Source organism: Sinorhizobium psoraleae (genome assembly GCF_013283645.1).
Classification (GTDB): domain Bacteria; phylum Pseudomonadota; class Alphaproteobacteria; order Rhizobiales; family Rhizobiaceae; genus Sinorhizobium; species Sinorhizobium psoraleae.
Map to the genome: position 1 here is coordinate 93470 of NZ_JABEKV010000007.1, position 18357 is coordinate 111826.

The following is an 18357-nucleotide window of genomic DNA, read 5'->3' on the forward strand; positions in this document are numbered from 1 at the left end:
TGAAATAATAGCATCTGCTTCTCAGCAGAATCACCAGAAGCGCTTGGTGTTGGCAAAGGCATCGTGCGCCTTGGCGGCTCGGCGCAGTAGCCTTGCCTTCTCATCCATGCCGAACAGATCCTCCGTCCCGACCGCACCGGACAGTCCGAGCTCGGAAAACATATCGCTGGCAACGGCGAGGTCATTGAGATTTCCAAGTTGGTCCTGAAGACCTGCCAGCACAGTGGTGAAGCGGTGATGGCGCTTGACTTGGGTCTTGCTCAAGTAAAGCAGTTCAAAGAACTCCGCCGCGTAGCGCAGTTTTTTGGCGGCGATGCGCAACCTGTGCCGGGCCTCGTCATCCGCGTCGATGAGGTTGCGGCCGCCCTTTACTACTTTCTTCCGAAGTCGATTCAGCGCCACGGAGGCGAAATCCCTGACGAGTTCCGCGTGAACGACCTTGGATGATGTATCTGCTCTCCGGTCGTCAATGGAAAACCATTCGACAAGATCAATCATAAGGGATCGGACGCGCACGGAGGATAAGGACGTATTAAGCGCTCGGTAAGCGTCCTCGCGGGCCGCTTGCAGGCGGGCTATTAGCTCTTCATTCGTCGCTCGACTAAGCATGACGTCGATGTTGCGCGCCCGCCCTGTCTCTGCGGCCAGCCAGCGCAATTCTTCACGAAAGCGATCGAATCTGCTGTCTAGCAACAGGGGCTTACAGATGGAGAAAAGCGAGCGCAGTCGTCGCAGCGACACGCGAGCCTGATGCAGGACTTCCGCGTCACGTGACCAAGTCAGCGCCATTTCGTTCAAACGAAACTGCTTGAGAGACTCGGCGGCAATTTGTACGAAGGCCGTTGCGGCGCTCATATGAGGCGTAAGCGGTGCCGGCTTCGCCTTGACAGCGCCTGGCGCCGGCCCAAGGAGCCGATAGCCGCGCTCTGCCTTGCTTAAGACGCCGAGACGAGCGGGGGCGACCAGGTCGACCTTTCGTGCGAGCTCGAACAGCGCGGCCGGCGTGCCTGCCTTCTTTTCCAGCTCGATCTCACAGACGGGTGATTCCCGATCGGCCGCCACGATCTTCCCGAGGTCCAGGCTGACTTCAACCGTGGCCTCGCTTGAGGTGACGTTCCAACGATGCCGTCGGACTTGTACCTCGAATAGGGGTACCAGTCGCGGCGCGGCACCCGCAAGCAGGGCGCCAATCTGTGGATCGTCGAGGACTGGCTTGTCGCCGGTGACCGGCCGCTCCCATTCGTCGCGGATGAACGGTCCGGCGGCGGTTCCGTCGCCAGCTTTTACGGTCTGCACCCGTTCATTTCCCGATTGCCTGATGCGCAGCGACAAACCGCGCTTGGACAAATCCCGGCCAAGCGTGTCGAAATAGGTGGATGTTTGCTGAAGGACCGTGGGCGAGGTTCCGAACGGATTAGTCTTCAGCAGCGTCTCTGCCCCCGCCTGTGAAAGCTCGAGATTAAGTTCCGTCTCTTGCATGAGCACCTCCGCGGCAGCACTTCGTCGTAACCTGATTGAGCGTTGCGCTCTCATTGTTCATACGGCCGACAGAAATTCTATCGCGCCACGAACCTCACGCAGGCAACCTTTCTCCGTCCATGCGCGACAAGCGCATAAGCTTTCCTGCTGGACCTTTTTCAGGATGCCCTCATTGCACCAGCTTATTTACCTCAAGGTGAGATGCGCTGTCGTGTCCTTTATCCGCATCGCTCCTCTTTAAACCCAGGTAACATACAGCCGCAGCGGAATTGGAACTTTGAGGCTAATCAATGCTGAAAGTACCGTTTTTCTTATTCTGCTTCGACTGCGTGTCAGGTTGACGTCGCATTGCTTCGAAGGCTGGGCGTTCCCTTAGAATCGGATGCGTTGACCGCTCGCGTTGAAAATGTTCCCGCAACGAGGGAGAAGAGGCCATGACCAAAAATGGCAAGGACAAACTGAGGAACAGGAGCAGCGATCCCGCCGCTGCAGATACCGCCGACAGCCAGTCGAGCAGCGATTACAAGAAGGAGCTCGCTCGATTGCAGGTCGAAATCGCCCACCTTCAGGCGTGGGTGAAGAAGTCGGGAGCGCGCATCGTCATCATTTTCGAAGGCCGGGACGCGGCCGGCAAAGGCGGCGTGATCAAGCGCATCACCGAGCGCGTCAGCCCACGCGTCTTCCGCGTCGTCGCACTGCCGGCGCCAACCGACCGCGAGAAAAGCCAAATCTATATGCAACGCTACATTCCGCATCTGCCGGCCGCAGGCGAGGTCGTGATTTTCGACCGCTCCTGGTACAACCGCCCGGGCGTCGAGCGGGTGATGGGTTTTCGCAGCGATCGCAAGGCGCGGCGGTTTCTCGAACTCGCACCGCGTTTTGAAGCAGCCATCGTCGAGAGCGGGATCATCCTGCTGAAGTATTTCCTGGATGTCAGCGAAGAAGAGCAGGAACGGCGCTTCCGCCAGCGCATTGGCGATCCGCTCCGCCAATGGAAGCTCAGCCCGATGGACATCGAATCCTATAGACGTTGGTGGGACTACTCCCGCGCCTACGACGAGATGATCCGAATGACCGACACCGAATATGCGCCATGGTGGATCGTTCGCTCGGACGACAAGAAGCGAGCACGCGTGAACTGCATCTCGCACATCCTCGGGTCGATCTCCTATGAACGCGTAGCATTCGACGAACCCGAACTCGGAAAGCGCCAGAAGCGTCCCGACGATTACTCGGAGATGAAGCACGTTTGCCGGTTCGTCCCCAGTGTTTATTGACCCGGGGCGGGTCAGTCTTGCATTGAATAAAGTAGATGGGCAGTCCCGATGTGCAAGTGCCGTTACAGGGCGATTCTTTTCGTTTCGCTCCTTCTGCTTCTCTCAGTGATTTTCGGCTTCGCCGTTCCTCTGGCGGCGCAGGAACCGGAAACGGCGGCGCCTCCGGCGAAGGTCAAACAACTGGTCGCACTGCTGAATGACCCCGAAGTGCGTCAATGGCTGGCGGCTAAGGATGCGCCGCCGAAGTCCATTGCGAATACCCCCCAAGGAGGGATCGCCTCCCGGTGGGTTGCCGAGATCAGGAGACGTCTCTTCGGACTCCGCAATGCCGTTCCGCGCGTTCTGCCGGAATTGCGGGCAGCGAGACAACGCATAATCAACCACACGCAGGGCCATGGAACGATGCCGGTTCTCAGGGGCTTCGCCATCGTCATCTTCCTCGCCTATGCTGCGGAGTTTCTGTCGCGCCGCCTTCTGTACCGTAACGCCACGCGGAACAGCGCCCAGCCGGGGCGTGCTCTCGCAGCCTTCCTTAGTATCGCGCCGCTTGTCGTTTTCGCAATTGTTGCGGTTGCGGCATTTGTATTCGCGGACTGGCCTTCCGAATTGGAGGCGGCGGTCGCGCCGCTGTTGATCGCTTGGATCGCCGCACGGTTGCTGGTTTCGATAACATCGGCCGTGCTGGAACCCGCGATTGCGGGTGACACGGGGGTCGAGGCTTCCTCGCAGCAGGTTCGGCTCGCCCCAATTCTGGCTGGCTTCTGGTACAGGCGGTCCGTCCTGTTTATCTGCGTGCTGATATTCGTATTGGCCGCGAGCGATGTGATGCAGGCTCTGTTGTTCCCGGAGGACGTCCGCAATCTTTTCGCGGCCGGCCTCGGTTTGGTACTCCTTGGTCTGGCAATCGAAACGACGCTACGGCGACCCGCTAACGATTTGACGCGCTGGCGACCGACGCTGACCAATGCGCTACTCATCGGTTTCCTGAGCCTGTTGTGGCTTGTATGGGTCGCGGGCATGAAGGTATTGTTCTGGGTGGCAATCTACATTTTCGCATTGCCGCCGCTATTGCATTTCACGAGTTCCGTGACCCGGTCGATGCTCGACACCGACGCTCAAAACTTCCTGCGCGTTACTCGGAACGTCATGATCGATCGCGGTGCGCGTTTCATCACCATCGGACTTGCCGCCTTTTGGCTCGCCGTTGTCTTCCGCTTCGACGGTAGCTCGATGTTGCAGGACGATGTCTTTGATCGCACCTTCAGGGGAGTGCTCGCCGGGGTCATCATATTGCTTGCCGCGGACCTTATCTGGCAACTGACGAAGGAGTTCATCAATCTCCGCATGAGACAGGCGAGCGTCGACATCGGGGACCCCGCTCAATTAGCCCGCAACACGCGCCTGCGCACGCTCCTACCGATCCTGCGCAATTTTCTCGCAGCCTTTATCGCCGTCATGGCCTGCATGATGGTGCTCTCCGGCCTCGGCGTCGAGGTTGGTCCGTTGATCGCCGGCGCCGGCGTCTTCGGTGTCGCCATCGGCTTCGGATCCCAAAGCCTGGTCAAAGACATCATCAGCGGCGTGTTCTACATGATGGATGATGCCTTCCGGGTCGGCGAATACATCCAGAGCGGCAGCTATATGGGCACCGTCGAATCCTTCAGCATCCGCTCCGTCAAGCTGCGCCACCACCGCGGCCCAGTTTTCACCGTTCCCTTCGGCTCGCTCGGAGCCGTCCAGAACATGAGCCGGGACTGGGTCATCGACAAGTTCAAGATCAACGTCTCCTATGAGACCGATGTCGCCAACGTGAAGAAGGTCGTGAAGGGTGTCGGGGCGAAATTGCTCGAGGATCCAGAGCTCGGCCCTTTGATCATCGAAACGGTGAAGATGAAGGGCGTCGAGCAGTTCGGCGACTACGGCATCACCCTGAGCTTCGCCATGACCACCAAGCCGGGCCACCAGGCCCAGGTCCGGCGTCGAGCGCAGGCAATGATCAAAGATGCGTTTGACGCAAACGGCACTCACTTCGCCTCGCCAACGGTTCAGGTCGCCGGCGACGAAGCCCAGGCGGCGGCCGCCGCCGCAACGCGTGACGCTATCGCAAAGAAGAACCTGGTCGCCTTGGAGGGGCAAGGAGCACCGCAGAGTATTTGACCGGAGCCCGGAACTCCACTGCATTTCTCTTTGTTGCCGGTGGACGGCAACCATACTCGCGACTCTACTCTGACACCGTTCCAGCACTCGCTCGGACCGGCAGCGCTCCGAGATTGCCGATCCGGTCGTCTGCATTGAAGCGGAACGATAGGTGATGAATAGTTTCGGCGTGCGTGCGGGCGTTCCGCCTTATCGCCTTCGGCTTTCAAAGGAAGAGCGCTGTGCTTGGGCGCTTGCCATAGCCATGGGAGAGTATAGCTTAAATTCTGCGGGGACGGGGACGCGATGTTACGGTCGGCGAGCGGCCAATCTGGCGTAGAAGTTCTGGTGGACGCAAATGGCGACCATTGCCTGCGAATACATCGTTGGATGCAAGGATCTGGCGTTACGACAGTTCGGCCGAAGGCGCATAGGTTTATTTTTTTATGCTGGCCTCGCTATGCTCGTCTCCACGTCAGCCTTCGCGCAAGTGTCGTCTACTCAAGGCGCCCAGATGCCCGAAATCAGTGCCCGGAAAATATTCTTCATGCTGTTTCTGATGCTGGGACCGATCAAGATCCTGGTCCCCTTCGTAGGCCTGACGCGCGATTTCGACTCCGTCTTTCGCCGTGCTTTGGCGCGGAGAGCGATTCTGTTTTCCGCAGCGGCGCTTGCGCTTGCCGGGATCCTTGGGCGCAGCATGCTCGAAAATTTTGAGATTGCCTTACCTGTGCTGGCCCTAACCGGCGGCGTGATACTGTTTCTCGTGGCTCTGCAAACCGTACTGCAGCAATCCGCTGGCGCCGCGAACCTCCCAAGCGCGATCGACAGGTCGCCTGATCTCAAACTGGCCTTCACGCCGCTCGCGTTTCCCACGATTGTGACGCCTTACGGAATAGCAGCGGTGATCGTATTTGCGACGTTGGCCGGCAATCGATACGATGCAGGACTGACCGTAGCTGGGATTGTGCTCTTCATCCTCGCATTGGACTGGGCGGCCATGCTGTTTGCCGAAACCATACTGAAATGGGTGGGAACGGCCCTTCAGGTATTTGCCGTCGTTCTCGGCGTAACCCAGGTGGCTCTGGGTCTCCAAGTGATCCTCCATAGCCTCGCGATGATGGGCGTCTTTGCCGAACTTCCCCTCTAGCCGATCGCCTCTCCGGGACGTGCCGCTCCTCAGGTTCGCAGTATCTCTACGGAAATCGTACCTCTGACCAGGTCACCCAAAAGTCCACGAGCGCATAAGCACGAATTGAGGCGCATCAATGCGGAACACCGGTCGGGGGCCGATTCTACGGGGACATTCTCCGTGAGGTTCCACTGCTGCTGAGGATAATCCGATGCGCAATTTCAAGGAAACGAGCATCATTCCGTCGCCGCGTTCCTGGATGGGAACAGTCTTGGCCGAGGTTCGGCGAACCCCTCTTTTCCCGCTCACCGTCTTCGTGCCCCTCGTTTTTCTTTTAGAGCAGGCGCTGCCCGAGGCGCGTACCTGGCTTTTCCTCCTCTCAGTTGCGGCGATTGTGCCGCTCGCGGCGCTGCTCAGCCGCGCGACCGAGTCGGTGGCGGCGAAGACCGGCGACGCGGTCGGCGGCTTGCTAAACGCCACGCTTGGCAATTTAACCGAACTCGTGATTTCGCTCGCTGCCCTGCAGGCTGGGCAGTACCTGTTGGTCAAGGCCTCGATCGCAGGCGCTATCGTCACCAACACCCTCTTCATGCTGGGTGGCGCCTTTCTCGTCGGCGGGCTCAAACATCACCTGCAGGAATTCAATCGGGTGAACGCACGCTTCCAGGCGAGCCTGTTGTTCCTGGCGACGATCGCAATTCTGGTTCCCTCGTTGGTCGGTGAAGTGGATCAGGCGCCCGCGGCCGCCTTCTCCCAGAGGCTGAGCCTCGGGTTGGCAGTCCTTCTCATCGCCGTCTATGCTCTGGGGATGCTGTTCTCATTGAGGACGCACCGAGAGCTTTTTGCCAGCGCCGGTCATGCCGGAATCGACGAGAAACCTTGGCCGCTTCCGGTGGGCGTCGCGGTGCTGATCGTCGTCACGCTCCTGGTCGCGTTGGTCAGCGAAATATTCGTCGGTTCCGTGCAAGTCGCCGCGCAGCATCTCGGAATGACGCCCGCCTTCGTCGGCTTCATTGTCGTCGCCCTCGTGGGGGGAGCCGCGGAGATGACCAGCGCCTTTTCGGCAGCGCGCGCCAACCGCCTCGACCTGAGCGTCGGCATCGCCCTCGGAAGTGCGGCGCAGATCGCTCTCTTTGTTGCACCCGTCCTGGTGCTTGTCAGCTATTTTATAGGTCCGGAACCGATGTCGCTGCAATTTTGGCCAGGCGCGGTCGCAATGATGCTGATTGCAACGATGGCCGCCACTCTTCTGTCCAATGGCGGACGTGCAGCGTGGTACGCGGGCGTGATGGCCCTCGCAGTCTACGGCATATTCGCGTTGACCCTGTTCCTCCTGCCGCCCGGAGCGGGGCAATGATCGACGGCCCGGCCGGGAGCGGAGCCGCAAAGCGCATCTTCCGCGGCGCCCTCGACCCTGTCGACCGATCGAGTGAAGTTCTTTTCGGACTCATCATGGTGATGACATTCACGAACTCGTTGAGCGTCGCGGAGGCGGGACGTGCGGACGTGCGCTCAATGTTGATCGGAGCTCTCGGCTGCAACTTGGCGTGGGGGATTATCGACGCGACGATGTTCTTCATGAGCTCGATGGCCGAGCGAAAGCTCGCCGAGCAGACCCTACAGCGAGTGCGTGCAGCGCACGATGAAGCAACGGCTCGCGACATCGTGAGAGAGGCACTTCCCCCCATCATTCGACCGGTTCTCTCATCCAGCGATCTGGATCGGATTCGGCTGCACCTGGCCCAACTACCAGCAGACAAGGTGCGGGCGAGGCCGGGCGCATCCGACTTTCTGGGCGCTGTGGGCGTCTTTCTTTTGGTGTTCTTGTGCACGCTGCCTGCGGTCGCGCCTTTTATGGTTGTCGCGAATGTCACCATGGCCATGAGAGTCTCCAACGCGATTGCTTCCGGGCTATTGTTTCTGACCGGGTATTCCTTGGGCCGCCGCTCCGGCAATCCGTTCCGCCTCGGGCTTTCGATGGTTGCGGTTGGATTGGCTCTGGTCGCCGTAGCTTCAGCTCTGGGGGGATGAACTCCATGACCTTGCCGGGCAGGTGCTATCAGCAAGCACGTCGGCGACGGCAGTAGCCGTCGTTAAGATTTCAAGCTCCCTCGCTTACTCACTTGTCGGTCTGACGCCCGAACGTCGCGGCCCGATAACGGCTGAGGATGTCTCAAATGGCGTTTCATCTTTGATTGACATCAAGTCGCCTGCCTAGGGAAGCGTGCATGCTCAGACATTCCGTCTTTCCAATCAGGTCCACGACATGGCGATTGAATCCATTATCCGATTCCATGGTGCCGCTGGCACCGTTACAGGCTCCTGCCAGCTCGTGGAATTCGGCGCCACGAGGATCCTCGTCGACTGCGGTCTGTTCCAGGGATCGAAGACGGAGAAAGAACTGAACTACCGTCAATTTCCCTTCGATCCCAAGAAGATCGACGCCGTCATCCTCACACATGCGCATATCGATCATTCCGGCCTGCTGCCGAAGCTTGCCCGGCTTGGCTATGACGGCCCGATCTTTGCGACGCCCGCGACGACAGACCTCTGCTCCGTCATGCTGGCGGACTCCGCTCACATTCAGGAGAGCGAAGTCGATCAGCTCAATCGCCGCAATCTGCGCCGGGGCCGTCAGACCGTGACACCCATCTATACCGCCCGCGATGCCGCCGTCGCGGTCGAGCTGTTTCGGCAGGTGCGTCTTGGGGCCTGGGAGGAGGCGGGGGAGGGAGTCCGTTTTCGATTCTGGAATGCGGGACATCTGCTCGGATCCGCGTCGGTCGAGATGGAGATCGATACCAGGCCATCAGCATTGCGATTGCTGTTTTCGGGCGACATCGGTCCTCGCCACAAGCTCTTGCAGTTCGATGCAAAAGCGCCGACAGGTTGGGACTATGTCATTTGCGAGAGTACCTACGGCGATGTCGAGCGCGAGGAAGCCGACGATTCCGCCCGGCGCAATATTCTGCGATCGGAGGTCTTAAACGCGACGCATCCAAACGGCGCACTTCTCATCCCCTCTTTCGCGGTGGAACGCACGCAGGAACTGCTGACCGATCTTGTCCATCTGATAGAAGTCGGCGCCGTTCCCAGATGTCCAATCATTATTGACTCTCCCCTCGCGACTCGTGCCAGCGAGATTTTCCGCAGACATGCGCGCGAGCTTGAAAACGGCGACGCCCTTGTCAGGGCCACCGAGTCGAAAAACGTTCGCTTCACCGAGACGGTGGAGCAGTCAAAGGCCGTCGACCTCGTCAGGGGATTCCATATCGTCATCGCCGCTAGCGGAATGTGCGAGGCGGGGCGGATCCGGCATCGATTGAAGAATTGGCTCTGGCGCGACGAGGCGACAGTGCTGCTGGTCGGGTATCAGGCGGCCGGCACGCTCGGGCGCTTTCTCGAAGACGGCGCCTCGACGGTGCGCATCCAGGGCGACGATATCCGCGTCCGTGCCCGCATCAGGAAGTTGGACATCTATAGTGGCCATGCCGACGGCGGTGAGCTTGCCGACTGGGTGAAGGCCCGGCAGCCGATCAGCGCTGGTGTCTTTCTCGTCCATGGAGAGGACGAGGCACTAGAAGGGCTCAGGGGACGTCTGTCCATCTTTTTACCGGAGAATCTTCTGATCCGGCCGAGGCTGGACAGTGCATTTCGTCTTGGGTCGCACGGCGCGGTGGAGATATCCGAAGCAGTGGCTCCGCCGCGTATCGATCCTGTTCGGGCCGGAAGAACGGATTGGCACAATGACTTCCAGTCGCTCGTCCTCGATCTTCAGGACGAACTGGCCAAAGCCGCTGACGACAAGGCGCGTGGGGTCGTCATCCGTCGTCTGCGGCGCGCCTTGCAGGACGAAGCGTGAGATGTGCTTGCTCGACGGACGTGACGCAAGATCGGGGGAAGCAAATGTGAGCGCTATGCCGGCGCCCGACGATTGCTACACGATCCTGATCCGCGTCGACCAGGTTGCGCGTCTTTTCAATTCCCTCGACCCGACGCCGTTTCGGAAGCGGGACCTGGACGACGATGCCGAGCGATTCATCGTCGAATGGGCTCAAGAGGCTCCCAGCAACGCGCCCATAGAGATCATCGTCCACTTACTGGCGACGGAAGCAAAGCCGGAATACACGCACGCTCTGCAGGCGGCGGTGCGGTACAATTTCGAGAGTCGCGCTAATCAGGCACACCGGGAATTACGCGAACTCCTGAGAGAAGGGCGACGCGTCCTGCTCATCGGCATCCCAATGGGTCAGCCTAATCGCCAGCCATGATCAGCGATGCCGCGGGAACGGCAACATATTCGCGGGTGATCGGGGAAAGCCTGCTGATCTTCGGCTGGGTGGCTAATTGGCGCGCCCTGGAGATCTTCCTCTACGGCTGGTGGCCGATTGTACGCCGGCACCGACTTTATCGCCGCCTCGCTGCAGCAACGGTCAAGGCCTTGTGGGTCGGATCTTTCTCGTCCTCCCCCAGCGCGAGTTGATGCGCATCAATGCATCGCCGGGCAAACTCGGCTGAAATTTCGGGCATTGCTGCATGGAGCGCGAAGATGCTCAAGATCTCAACGCTGCTAGCCTTGGCCGCGCTACTCAACAGCTTAGGAGGGTCGGCCGGAGCAACCGAAATCGAATCGGGCGTGTCCGCGGTGTTGCAGCGGGTACAACCGGCGGTCGTCAGTATACGCACGATAAGCAGTGGAATTTTCAGAAGCGAAGCGCTCGATGATCCGAATGTGCGGAGAGTGTTGGGTCTTCCCGACGATATGGTTATCTTGCAAACCGGTGTGACTGCGACGGGGTCAGGAGTGATCATCGATCGGGAGAACGGCTACATCATCACGAGTCGTCACCTTGTTGCCAACGCCGACGACGTGTCCGTGAAGCTTGCTGACGGACGGGTATTCCAGGGCGACAGGGTGGGGGAGGATGCACCGACCGACCTCGCGGTGGTCAAAATCGAGGCACCAAACCTTTCGTCGGTCAAGTGGGGACATTCATCCGAACTGAAAGTCGGTGACTTCGTCATCGCGGTGGGCAGTCCTTTTGGTCTGACGCAAACGGCGACCTTCGGCATCGTCAGCGGTTTGGGCCGCTCGGGCTTGGGTGCCGATGAGTACGAGGACTACATCCAGACCGATGCGGCCATTAATTCAGGCAATTCGGGCGGTGCGCTGGTCAATGCCTCCGGTGAGTTGGTCGGTATTGCGCGCGGGATTGCTGCGTCAGGCGAAGCGAGTACCGGCATAGGTTTTGCGATTCCGTCCGACATCGCAGTGCAAATCGTGCGGGAGCTGATCGCCCACGGCGAATACAAGCGCGGCTGGCTTGGCCTCTCGGTCACAGGCGCCGCAGACATTCGGGTAGGCAGTGCCGCTGAGACGCACGGGTTTGTTGTTAGTGAGCTTGTCTGCAATTCGCCGGCGGAACGACAAGGCGTCCGCCTCGGCGACATCATCGTCGCATTGGATGGCCGGACGTTCCCGACGGACGCAGCTTTCAGGAACGCGATCAGCCTGCTCCCGGCGAACGCCCGCATCACTCTTGATGTTCGTCGAGGAGAAAAGTCGCAGAAGCTGAGTGTCACGCTTTCTGACGCGGCCGCTCGGCGCGATTTGGACTTGGACCAGGAAGCGGTCGTCGTTGAGTTTCCCTCCGCCAATGGCTCGCCGGCTTGCGCTCCGGCGGGAGCAGTCTTCGTTGACGTTGCATCGGGTAGCGTCGCCTATTCGATGGGGCTGAGAACAGGCGATTATCTGACGGCCATCAACGGCGAGCCGCCCGTCTCGGTTGATCAGATCCGAAGCGTTCTGGAAAGCACACAAGGGAGCGCTTCCGTCGACATCCTGCGCGCAGGTACCGCGTACCGGCTGGAACTCGAATAAGCGCAAGCTGGTGCATGCCTCCTTAAAAATCGTCGACGCACTTCAAAGTGCTACAGCATCCTTTGCGCGGCGCGGCAGGCGGGCTAGCGCTCCACGATAGCGACCCCGTCCTTGACCCGGTCGCTCGGGTACAGAATAACTCTGTCCCCAGGACCGAGTCCTTCCCGGATTTCCACGGAGAGCGTGTTTCGCTGGCCGACGGCAACGCGGCGCAATAGCGCCCGTCCCTCTGCTGCGACAAACACGGCCCATTCGTCGCCCTGCCGGAACAGAGCGCCAAGCGGCAGGTTCAGGACTTCGCCTTCGAACAGGATGACCCGCACGTCGACGCGATAACCATGCCCCAGCGAACGCCAACGTTCCGGCGGATCGGCAAAATCCAGCACGACGTCTACTCGCTGTTCCTCGATCCCGAGTGCCGACACCTCGGTTTGTCCGAAGGGCTCGATGCGCCGCACCACCGCGTTGAGATCCTCTCCGCCCCAGCCGGTGATGATCGCCTTCTGGTCCGGCCTGATCTGGACCGCATCCTCCGAGAGAAAATTGGCGACGATCTCCAGATCCGCAGGATCGCCGATATCGAGCAGCGGCGTTCCGGCTTCCACGACGCCTTCACTGCGGCGCATGATCTGCAGCACCACACCACTCACCGGCGCGGTTACAGACATGCATTCGCAGTCGTCACCAAGGCTCCGGATCTCCTGCCGCGACAGGAGGCGTGATTGCGCCTGATGAAGCTCGTGCTCTCGCACTTTCAGCGCCGCTTCGGCGGTAGCGAGATTGGCTTGTGCGACGTTGTGGGCACGCTCGGCATCTTCGAGGGCGCGCTGAGAGATCGTCCTGCGTTCGATCAGCAGTCGGGCGCGGGCGCGCTCTCCTTCGGCGAACGTCAAGTCGGCTTTGGCCTTGTTGAGTTCGGCCGCGGCGAGGTTATGAGCCGCCCGCGCCGCCTCGACGGCCGCCTGCAGCTCCGCCTCGATGCGCACGTCCAGGAAGGCTGGCGGAGCGGGCTCGATTTGTGCGAGCTGGGTCTTTCCCGCCTCGACGAAATCGCCGGCCTCGGCGGTGATACGCTGCAATTGGCCACGCAACGGTGCATGAAGCGTGTAGACGTCGCGCACGCGCGTTTCGCCCTCCTCGTCGAGGGTGACGCGGAGCAAGCCCTTCTCCGCCGTGGCGAGGTCGACCGGGATCGGCTGCGATCGCAATGCGTAGGCGATGCCGGCTACGAGAAAAGCCAACAGACCACCCCAGATCACCAACCTGCGTTTCACAACGTTCACGGACTACTCCCTTGTCTTCAGCACTGCGATCAGGTCCAGACGATCGAGCCGCCGACGCACGACCGCGGCGCAGACCAGCGTGGCCACGAGCGCGATCAGCGCAGCCTTGCCGTAGGTTGCATCCCTCAAGACGAGCGGCACGCGGTAGAGCTCCGTCTCGAAGGCGCTCGTCATGTACCATGCAAGGCCATAGCCGATGATTGCGCCGAGCGGGATCGCGAGCCATGTCAGAATGCCGACTTCGCCAAGCAGGATGTAGGAGATTTCCCAGCGGCTGAAGCCGAGTACGCGGAGCGTCGCCAATTCGCGCGCCCGTTCGGAAAGCGCGATGCGGATCGAATTGTAGGTGACGCCGACTGAAAGCGTCATCGAGAAGGCGACGAAAAAGCCGATGAAGATAAAGATCGTTTCTCCCATCGTGTTGTAGAACGTGTCGATCGCGGCCTGGCGGAAAAGCACAGCGGCGATGTTGGGGATGTCCTTGAGCCTCGCCAGCAACGTCGCGCGGCTCGGAGCATCGACGCGCATGTGCAGGCCACTCACGACGCGGCCGTCGCCGGCCATCCGGTTGAGCGCGGTCATGTCCATATAGGCGGGTGTGCCGAGATAGGTTTCGAAGACTTGCGCTACGGGCAGGCTCAGTCGCTTCTGTCGCCCTTCCAGGAGTTCCACGTCGACGGTGTCGCCGGCGTTCACATCAAGAAGCTCGGCGAGCTTGCGTGAGACCATGAGCCCCCCGGGAGAGACCTCGATGCGTCCCCGCTTGACGTCGAAGACGGGGCTGAGGATAGCGCTGGGCGGGACGCCGATGATGCCCTGCCGCTCGGCGAGATGGCCGTGCCTGATGCGTGCCGAGACATAGCGATAGGGCTCGGCCGCCAGGACGCCGGGCAGGTTCTCGAAGTCTGCGACGGCGTCGATCGGCTGCAGGTCGTTAAACGCAACTGTCGCGTCCTGGTGCTGTCCACGCTCGAAGGCCGTCTCGGCAAGAGAATCGATGGCGTCGACCCATTGCAAGGCCATGATCAGCACAGCGACCGACAGGGCGAGGCCGAGGCTCGCGAGGAAGGCCCGCACAGGCCATCGGATGATGCGCCGGAAGATCATGCGCGATGGCTCGTCCAGCGCACGGGCGAGTGCGGTCCGCGATGCCCAAATGCGCCGATAGACCGGCGGGGAAGGGGGTAGCATGGCTTCCGCAGGCGGCAGCCGCACGGCCCGACGTACCGCGGCGAGGCTGCCGGCGAGCGCCGCACCGAGGCTGACCGTGCCGGCAATCACAAAGCCGGCCGGGCCGGGGCGGTAGAGCAGGAAGGGAAAGCGATAGAACTTGGTGTAGAGCTCCGTGTTCCAATGAGCGAGCCAGGCGCCGATCAGGGAGCCGATCAGGATACCGATCGCCCCGATGACGAAGACCATCTTGGCGTAGTGCCAGCCGATAGCCCAATTTCCATAGCCGAAGGCCTTCAGGAGTCCGATTTCGCGGCGTTCCGTCTCGATCAGCCGTGCCATAACCATGTTGGTCAGAAAGGCGGCGACCGCCAGGAAGATGGTCGGCATGATCCGCGACATGTTCTTCTGCTGGGCGATTTCGCTCTCCAGGAACCAGTTCGAGGTCTGGTCGGCGCGACCGTAGGCACCGATGCCGCCGAAGGGAGCCAGGAGGCCGTCGAGCCGGCGGATGACGTCCTTTTCGTCAGCGCCGGGCAGTAGGCTGAGTGTGATACTGTTGAAGGATGCCTTGAGGTCGAAGGCAGCCGCCAGTGCATCGTGCCCCATCCACAGGATGCCGAAACGTTCGTCGTCCGGCATGAGGCCGCCGGGGGCAATCGCGTAGACGAATTCGGGGCTGAGTGCCGTGCCAACGACCTGCAGCGTGCGTTTACGCCCCCTCAAGACGGCATCGAAATTGTCGCCGGGCTTCAATTGGTGAGCCTCGGCGAAAGGCTCGCTGACGACCACCTCGTCAGGCCGGGCCGGGTCGGCCAGGCGTCCGGATCTGACAACCAACGCGTTCAGAAGCTGGAGCCCCCGTTCCGGCAGCGAGAGCAGTTGCGCAACGACCGGCTCGGCAAAGCCGGGCATGTCGAGAATTGCACCTTCGACGATACGCGTCTCCACGAGGCGGACGCTTGGAATATCCGCGATTTCGCGGCCAAGACGTTCGGGCGCGCGCTTTGCCTGGGCAAACACATCGGCAAAACGCGTCCGCTCGTAATAGGCGGCAGTCGTCTCCTCGAGCGCCTCGATCGTCGTCAGCGCCATGATGAGCAGGGCGGTACCGGACGCGATCACCAGCGCGATCGCAAGAACCTGCGCCTTCAGTCTCCAGAGTTCACGGATGAGCTTGCGATCGAGACTGCTCATCATGTTCACCAGGCGAGTTCGCCGGGGGCGCGTTGGGCGGCGTTGGTCCGCGTTTCGACGATGCGCCCGTCGGCAAAGTAGAGCACGCGATTGGCAATCTCGGCAATGACGGCGTTATGAGTAATGAGCGCCGTGGTCGTACCGAGTTCGCGATTGATCCTGAGGATCGCGTCGAGCACGAGGATTCCGGTCTTGCTGTCGAGTGCGCCTGTCGGCTCATCGCAGAGAAGCAGGTCGGGGCGCTTGGCGATTGCGCGGGCAATGGCAACGCGCTGCTGCTCGCCGCCGGAAAGTTGCGCGGGGAAGTGATCGAGTCTGTCGCCGAGCCCAACGATCGAAAGCGCCTCAACGGGCGACATTGGGTCTCTGGCGATCTCCGTCACGAGGGAGACGTTTTCGCGCGCCGTCAAGCTGGGGATGAGATTGTAGAATTGGAAAACGAAACCGACGTGGTTGCGCCGGTAAAGGTTGAGTGCGCGTTCGCTATCCAGCGTGAGGGGCTCTCCGCGAAACCTGACCGTTCCGCCAGTCGGCGTATCGAGGCCGCCAAGAATATTGAGCAGGGTCGACTTGCCGCTGCCGGATGGGCCCAATAGCACCACCAGTTCGCCCTCGCGAAGGGCCACCTCCACTCCGCGCAGGGCGTGAACTTCCACCGCACCCATCCGATAGACCTTGGTGAGTTCGCGCGCCTCCAGGGCGATGGCCGATGCCTCGTTCTCCACCACTCACTCCTCGGGTCGGCGGCGTATCACCGGGACCGCGAACCTCGCTCCCGTCTCAGGGGGGTGTCATTGCAAAAGATAATGCTCGATCTTGGGAATTGGAAACCCCACCAGATCCTTGGCCACCTCAGCGATGACTAAGGCGCGGGCCGAGGAATCCAGTTGCTTGCGCAGAGGGCCAAGAACACGCGGCGCTGCAACGCGAACCAGTTTATTGATGCCCTCGTCGCGTGCGAATGCGACAAGTTTCTCGCAAACGTGGGAGACGAAGGCTTCCTCTGCCCGGTCATGCCAGTCCGTTTGCTGGACTGCGCTTCGAGCGCCACCCTGCGACTGATAAACTCGCCCCTCACGGTGCGTTCCGAGTTCCCGCGCCGGAGGCTGATATTCCGATTCGACATTAACCGGAATGAGATTGATGAGCTTGGCATCCCCTTGGTTACGCAGGATGAGAGCCTTGGCTCCATCACACACCAGCACTACGCTGCCGTGCGGAATTCTTATCGTCGACATGATACTGGCCTCAGTCGCAAGCGTTCGAAATCTTCATCATCGCGCGATCAAGACGGGGAGCCGGGCTTCGGTGAGCATCGATTGTGTGACGCCACCGAATACGAGCTCACGCAGCCGTGGGTGACCATAGGCGCCCATGACGATCATATCGGCCGCAATATCAACGGCATGTCGCTGCAGGACCTGCGCCACGGTCCGGCCCTCGCTCGGCAGCGCATCGACGGTCACATCGATGCCGTGGCGCGTTAGATAGGCGGCGACATCTGCTCCGGGTTCTTCTCCGCTCGCCCTAAGCGTCGCCGTGGGATCCACCATGGTGACGTGAACGGACTCGGCGTCGGCCATCAACTGGAGTGCTTCTCGCGCCGCATGTGCGGATTGAGCGCGCGAGTCCCAGGCTAACAGGACGGTCTTCGGCTTAAGCGTCGGGCTACATGCGGGCGGGATAAGCAACACCGGACGTTCCGATTGAAAGAGGCCACCGCCAATAATCTGCTTCTTGAGATCGTCGTCTTCGAAGGCGCCGGGACCGATCAGGATAAGATCGGCATAAAGCGCCCGTTCGCCTATGTCGTAATTGGCGCCTGCCACCTCCGCATAGATGCTGTCGACATCAAATGAAATCTCCCGCTTTGAGAGTTTGTCGCGAACCTTCTTTACGGTTTCGCCAAGCGCTTGCAGGTTTCGCTCGCGCTGTTCGAGCCATGCCGGTGCAAGCGTTGCATACCGTCCGGTCGGTTGTTGCGCAAAGCCGACGATAAGAGCGCTTAAGTGCGCGGAAACTTGTTCGGAGATATCCGTCGCCACCTGCAGGTCGCGGTCGGTCTGCGGAACGCCAATGACGGCAAGCATCGTCTTGAACGGCATGTTCTCCTCCATTGAAACGTCGAAGTGTGACCCGAGAATGAACCAGCAAGACGCGCCAGCCGGCGCGTCCTGCTCTCCCAGTACGAAATGCTAGGCTGGTTTGATCTGGATCTTGCGTTCGCTCTGCTGCGCTTCGCGAGTCTTTGGCAGGCTCACGGAAAGAACGCCCTTGGAAAAATTGGCGGCGATGTTGTCGGCATCAACACCATCAGGCAATCGGAAGGCTCTCTGGAATGAGCCGTAGCGACGCTCCGAAAGGACGTAGTCCTTGTTCTTCTCTTCTTTCTGCTCCTGTTTCTCACCCCGGATCGTCAGGGTTCCGTTGGAGACGGCGACCTCTATGTCCTTTTCCTCCATCCCGGGCAGCTCGCAGGTAATTTCGTAGCCCTTCTCTGTCTCCGCGACGTCGACGGCGGGCGCGATCTTGAACTCCGGCAGCCGCGGCATCCGACGCATGAATGCGGACGCAAGGGGGCGATGCCATAGGGTCGGAGCGAAATCGTCGAACAGGCGGTCGATTTCGGATCGGAGGCTTTCGAACGGGAGCCACGGCTCGCCGCGATGCTCGACGGCTTTCTCGTCCGACTTGACAGGCAATTTGGTTACAGGTTCAGCCATGGCTGGTTCTCCTTCAAAGCAGAGTTGCAGGCTCATCGGGCCGCTCGTTGAAAGCACGACCGCAAAGCCGTCCTGGCTG

At 60.6% G+C, this 18357-nt stretch carries 15 protein-coding genes; 8 read left to right on the forward strand and 7 right to left on the reverse strand.

All coding sequences use genetic code 11. The annotated features are described in order from the left end of the window. Positions 1-30 precede the first annotated feature (30 nt). Positions 31-1533: a CYTH and CHAD domain-containing protein gene (locus ILFOPFJJ_RS28290; RefSeq protein WP_312032746.1), complete on the reverse strand. Its 1503-nt coding sequence runs from the start codon at positions 1531-1533 to the stop codon at positions 31-33. Positions 1534-1913: 380 nt separating this feature from the next. On the opposite strand from ILFOPFJJ_RS28290, the gene ppk2 reads away from it, so the two are divergent. The 8 genes from ppk2 (at position 1914) to ILFOPFJJ_RS28330 (ending at position 11905) form a co-directional block, all read left to right on the forward strand. Further along, a complete protein-coding gene (gene ppk2 / locus ILFOPFJJ_RS28295) occupies positions 1914-2756 on the forward strand; it encodes a polyphosphate kinase 2 (RefSeq protein WP_173513876.1) in 843 nt (280 codons plus the stop codon). Between the two features lie 48 nt (positions 2757-2804). Beyond that, the gene (locus tag ILFOPFJJ_RS28300) at positions 2805-4913 is read left to right on the forward strand and encodes a mechanosensitive ion channel family protein (protein WP_173513877.1); all 2109 of its coding nucleotides are present in this window, start codon (positions 2805-2807) and stop codon (positions 4911-4913) included. Positions 4914-5250: 337 nt separating this feature from the next. Beyond that, a complete protein-coding gene (locus tag ILFOPFJJ_RS28305) occupies positions 5251-6042 on the forward strand; it encodes a MarC family protein (RefSeq protein ID WP_246299854.1) in 792 nt (263 codons plus the stop codon). A gap of 193 nt (positions 6043-6235) precedes the next feature. Continuing rightward, positions 6236-7381: a calcium/proton exchanger gene (cax, locus tag ILFOPFJJ_RS28310; RefSeq protein WP_173513878.1), complete on the forward strand. Its 1146-nt coding sequence runs from the start codon at positions 6236-6238 to the stop codon at positions 7379-7381. Further along, positions 7378-8055, forward strand: a complete 678-nt coding sequence (locus ILFOPFJJ_RS28315) for a VIT1/CCC1 transporter family protein (protein WP_173513879.1) — start codon at positions 7378-7380, stop codon at positions 8053-8055. Before cax ends, ILFOPFJJ_RS28315 begins: the two co-directional genes overlap by 4 nt. 235 nt (positions 8056-8290) lie before the next feature. After that, the gene (locus ILFOPFJJ_RS28320) at positions 8291-9886 is read left to right on the forward strand and encodes an MBL fold metallo-hydrolase (RefSeq protein ID WP_173513880.1); all 1596 of its coding nucleotides are present in this window, start codon (positions 8291-8293) and stop codon (positions 9884-9886) included. A 55-nt stretch (positions 9887-9941) separates the two neighbouring features. Continuing rightward, positions 9942-10295: a hypothetical protein gene (locus ILFOPFJJ_RS35275; RefSeq protein ID WP_246299855.1), complete on the forward strand. Its 354-nt coding sequence runs from the start codon at positions 9942-9944 to the stop codon at positions 10293-10295. A gap of 278 nt (positions 10296-10573) precedes the next feature. Continuing rightward, positions 10574-11905 carry a trypsin-like peptidase domain-containing protein gene (locus ILFOPFJJ_RS28330; RefSeq protein ID WP_173513881.1) on the forward strand — a complete coding sequence of 444 codons (1332 nt, stop codon included), beginning with the start codon at positions 10574-10576 and terminating at the stop codon, positions 11903-11905. Between the two features lie 83 nt (positions 11906-11988). Here the strand turns inward: ILFOPFJJ_RS28330 and ILFOPFJJ_RS28335 are convergent, their stop codons facing one another. The 6 genes from ILFOPFJJ_RS28335 to ILFOPFJJ_RS28360 all read right to left on the reverse strand — a co-directional run bounded on the left by ILFOPFJJ_RS28335 (position 11989) and on the right by ILFOPFJJ_RS28360 (position 18278). Then, a complete protein-coding gene (locus tag ILFOPFJJ_RS28335; protein ID WP_173513882.1) occupies positions 11989-13188 on the reverse strand; it encodes an efflux RND transporter periplasmic adaptor subunit in 1200 nt (399 codons plus the stop codon). A 3-nt stretch (positions 13189-13191) separates the two neighbouring features. Further along, a complete protein-coding gene (locus ILFOPFJJ_RS28340) occupies positions 13192-15555 on the reverse strand; it encodes an ABC transporter permease (RefSeq protein ID WP_173513883.1) in 2364 nt (787 codons plus the stop codon). 5 nt (positions 15556-15560) lie between these two features. Beyond that, complete coding sequence (locus ILFOPFJJ_RS28345; RefSeq protein WP_173513884.1) at positions 15561-16280, reverse strand: ABC transporter ATP-binding protein; 720 nt, start codon at positions 16278-16280, stop codon at positions 15561-15563. Between the two features lie 66 nt (positions 16281-16346). Continuing rightward, positions 16347-16793 carry a host attachment protein gene (locus tag ILFOPFJJ_RS28350; protein WP_173513885.1) on the reverse strand — a complete coding sequence of 149 codons (447 nt, stop codon included), beginning with the start codon at positions 16791-16793 and terminating at the stop codon, positions 16347-16349. Between the two features lie 36 nt (positions 16794-16829). Further along, a complete protein-coding gene (locus ILFOPFJJ_RS28355) occupies positions 16830-17660 on the reverse strand; it encodes a universal stress protein (RefSeq protein ID WP_173513886.1) in 831 nt (276 codons plus the stop codon). 90 nt (positions 17661-17750) lie between these two features. Then, a complete protein-coding gene (locus ILFOPFJJ_RS28360; protein WP_173513887.1) occupies positions 17751-18278 on the reverse strand; it encodes an Hsp20/alpha crystallin family protein in 528 nt (175 codons plus the stop codon). Between the last annotated feature and the right edge of the window lie 79 nt (positions 18279-18357).

Coding starts and splice junctions, on each gene's coding strand:
- ILFOPFJJ_RS28290 (WP_312032746.1), bottom strand. CDS start 1,533: ATGAGAGCGCAACGCTCAATCAGGTTACGACGAAGTGCTGCCGCGGAG.
- ppk2 (WP_173513876.1), top strand. CDS start 1,914: ATGACCAAAAATGGCAAGGACAAACTGAGGAACAGGAGCAGCGATCCC.
- ILFOPFJJ_RS28300 (WP_173513877.1), top strand. CDS start 2,805: ATGTGCAAGTGCCGTTACAGGGCGATTCTTTTCGTTTCGCTCCTTCTG.
- ILFOPFJJ_RS28305 (WP_246299854.1), top strand. CDS start 5,251: ATGGCGACCATTGCCTGCGAATACATCGTTGGATGCAAGGATCTGGCG.
- cax (WP_173513878.1), top strand. CDS start 6,236: ATGCGCAATTTCAAGGAAACGAGCATCATTCCGTCGCCGCGTTCCTGG.
- ILFOPFJJ_RS28315 (WP_173513879.1), top strand. CDS start 7,378: ATGATCGACGGCCCGGCCGGGAGCGGAGCCGCAAAGCGCATCTTCCGC.
- ILFOPFJJ_RS28320 (WP_173513880.1), top strand. CDS start 8,291: ATGGCGATTGAATCCATTATCCGATTCCATGGTGCCGCTGGCACCGTT.
- ILFOPFJJ_RS35275 (WP_246299855.1), top strand. CDS start 9,942: ATGCCGGCGCCCGACGATTGCTACACGATCCTGATCCGCGTCGACCAG.
- ILFOPFJJ_RS28330 (WP_173513881.1), top strand. CDS start 10,574: ATGCTCAAGATCTCAACGCTGCTAGCCTTGGCCGCGCTACTCAACAGC.
- ILFOPFJJ_RS28340 (WP_173513883.1), bottom strand. CDS start 15,555: ATGAGCAGTCTCGATCGCAAGCTCATCCGTGAACTCTGGAGACTGAAG.
- ILFOPFJJ_RS28350 (WP_173513885.1), bottom strand. CDS start 16,793: ATGTCGACGATAAGAATTCCGCACGGCAGCGTAGTGCTGGTGTGTGAT.
- ILFOPFJJ_RS28355 (WP_173513886.1), bottom strand. CDS start 17,660: ATGCCGTTCAAGACGATGCTTGCCGTCATTGGCGTTCCGCAGACCGAC.
- ILFOPFJJ_RS28360 (WP_173513887.1), bottom strand. CDS start 18,278: ATGGCTGAACCTGTAACCAAATTGCCTGTCAAGTCGGACGAGAAAGCC.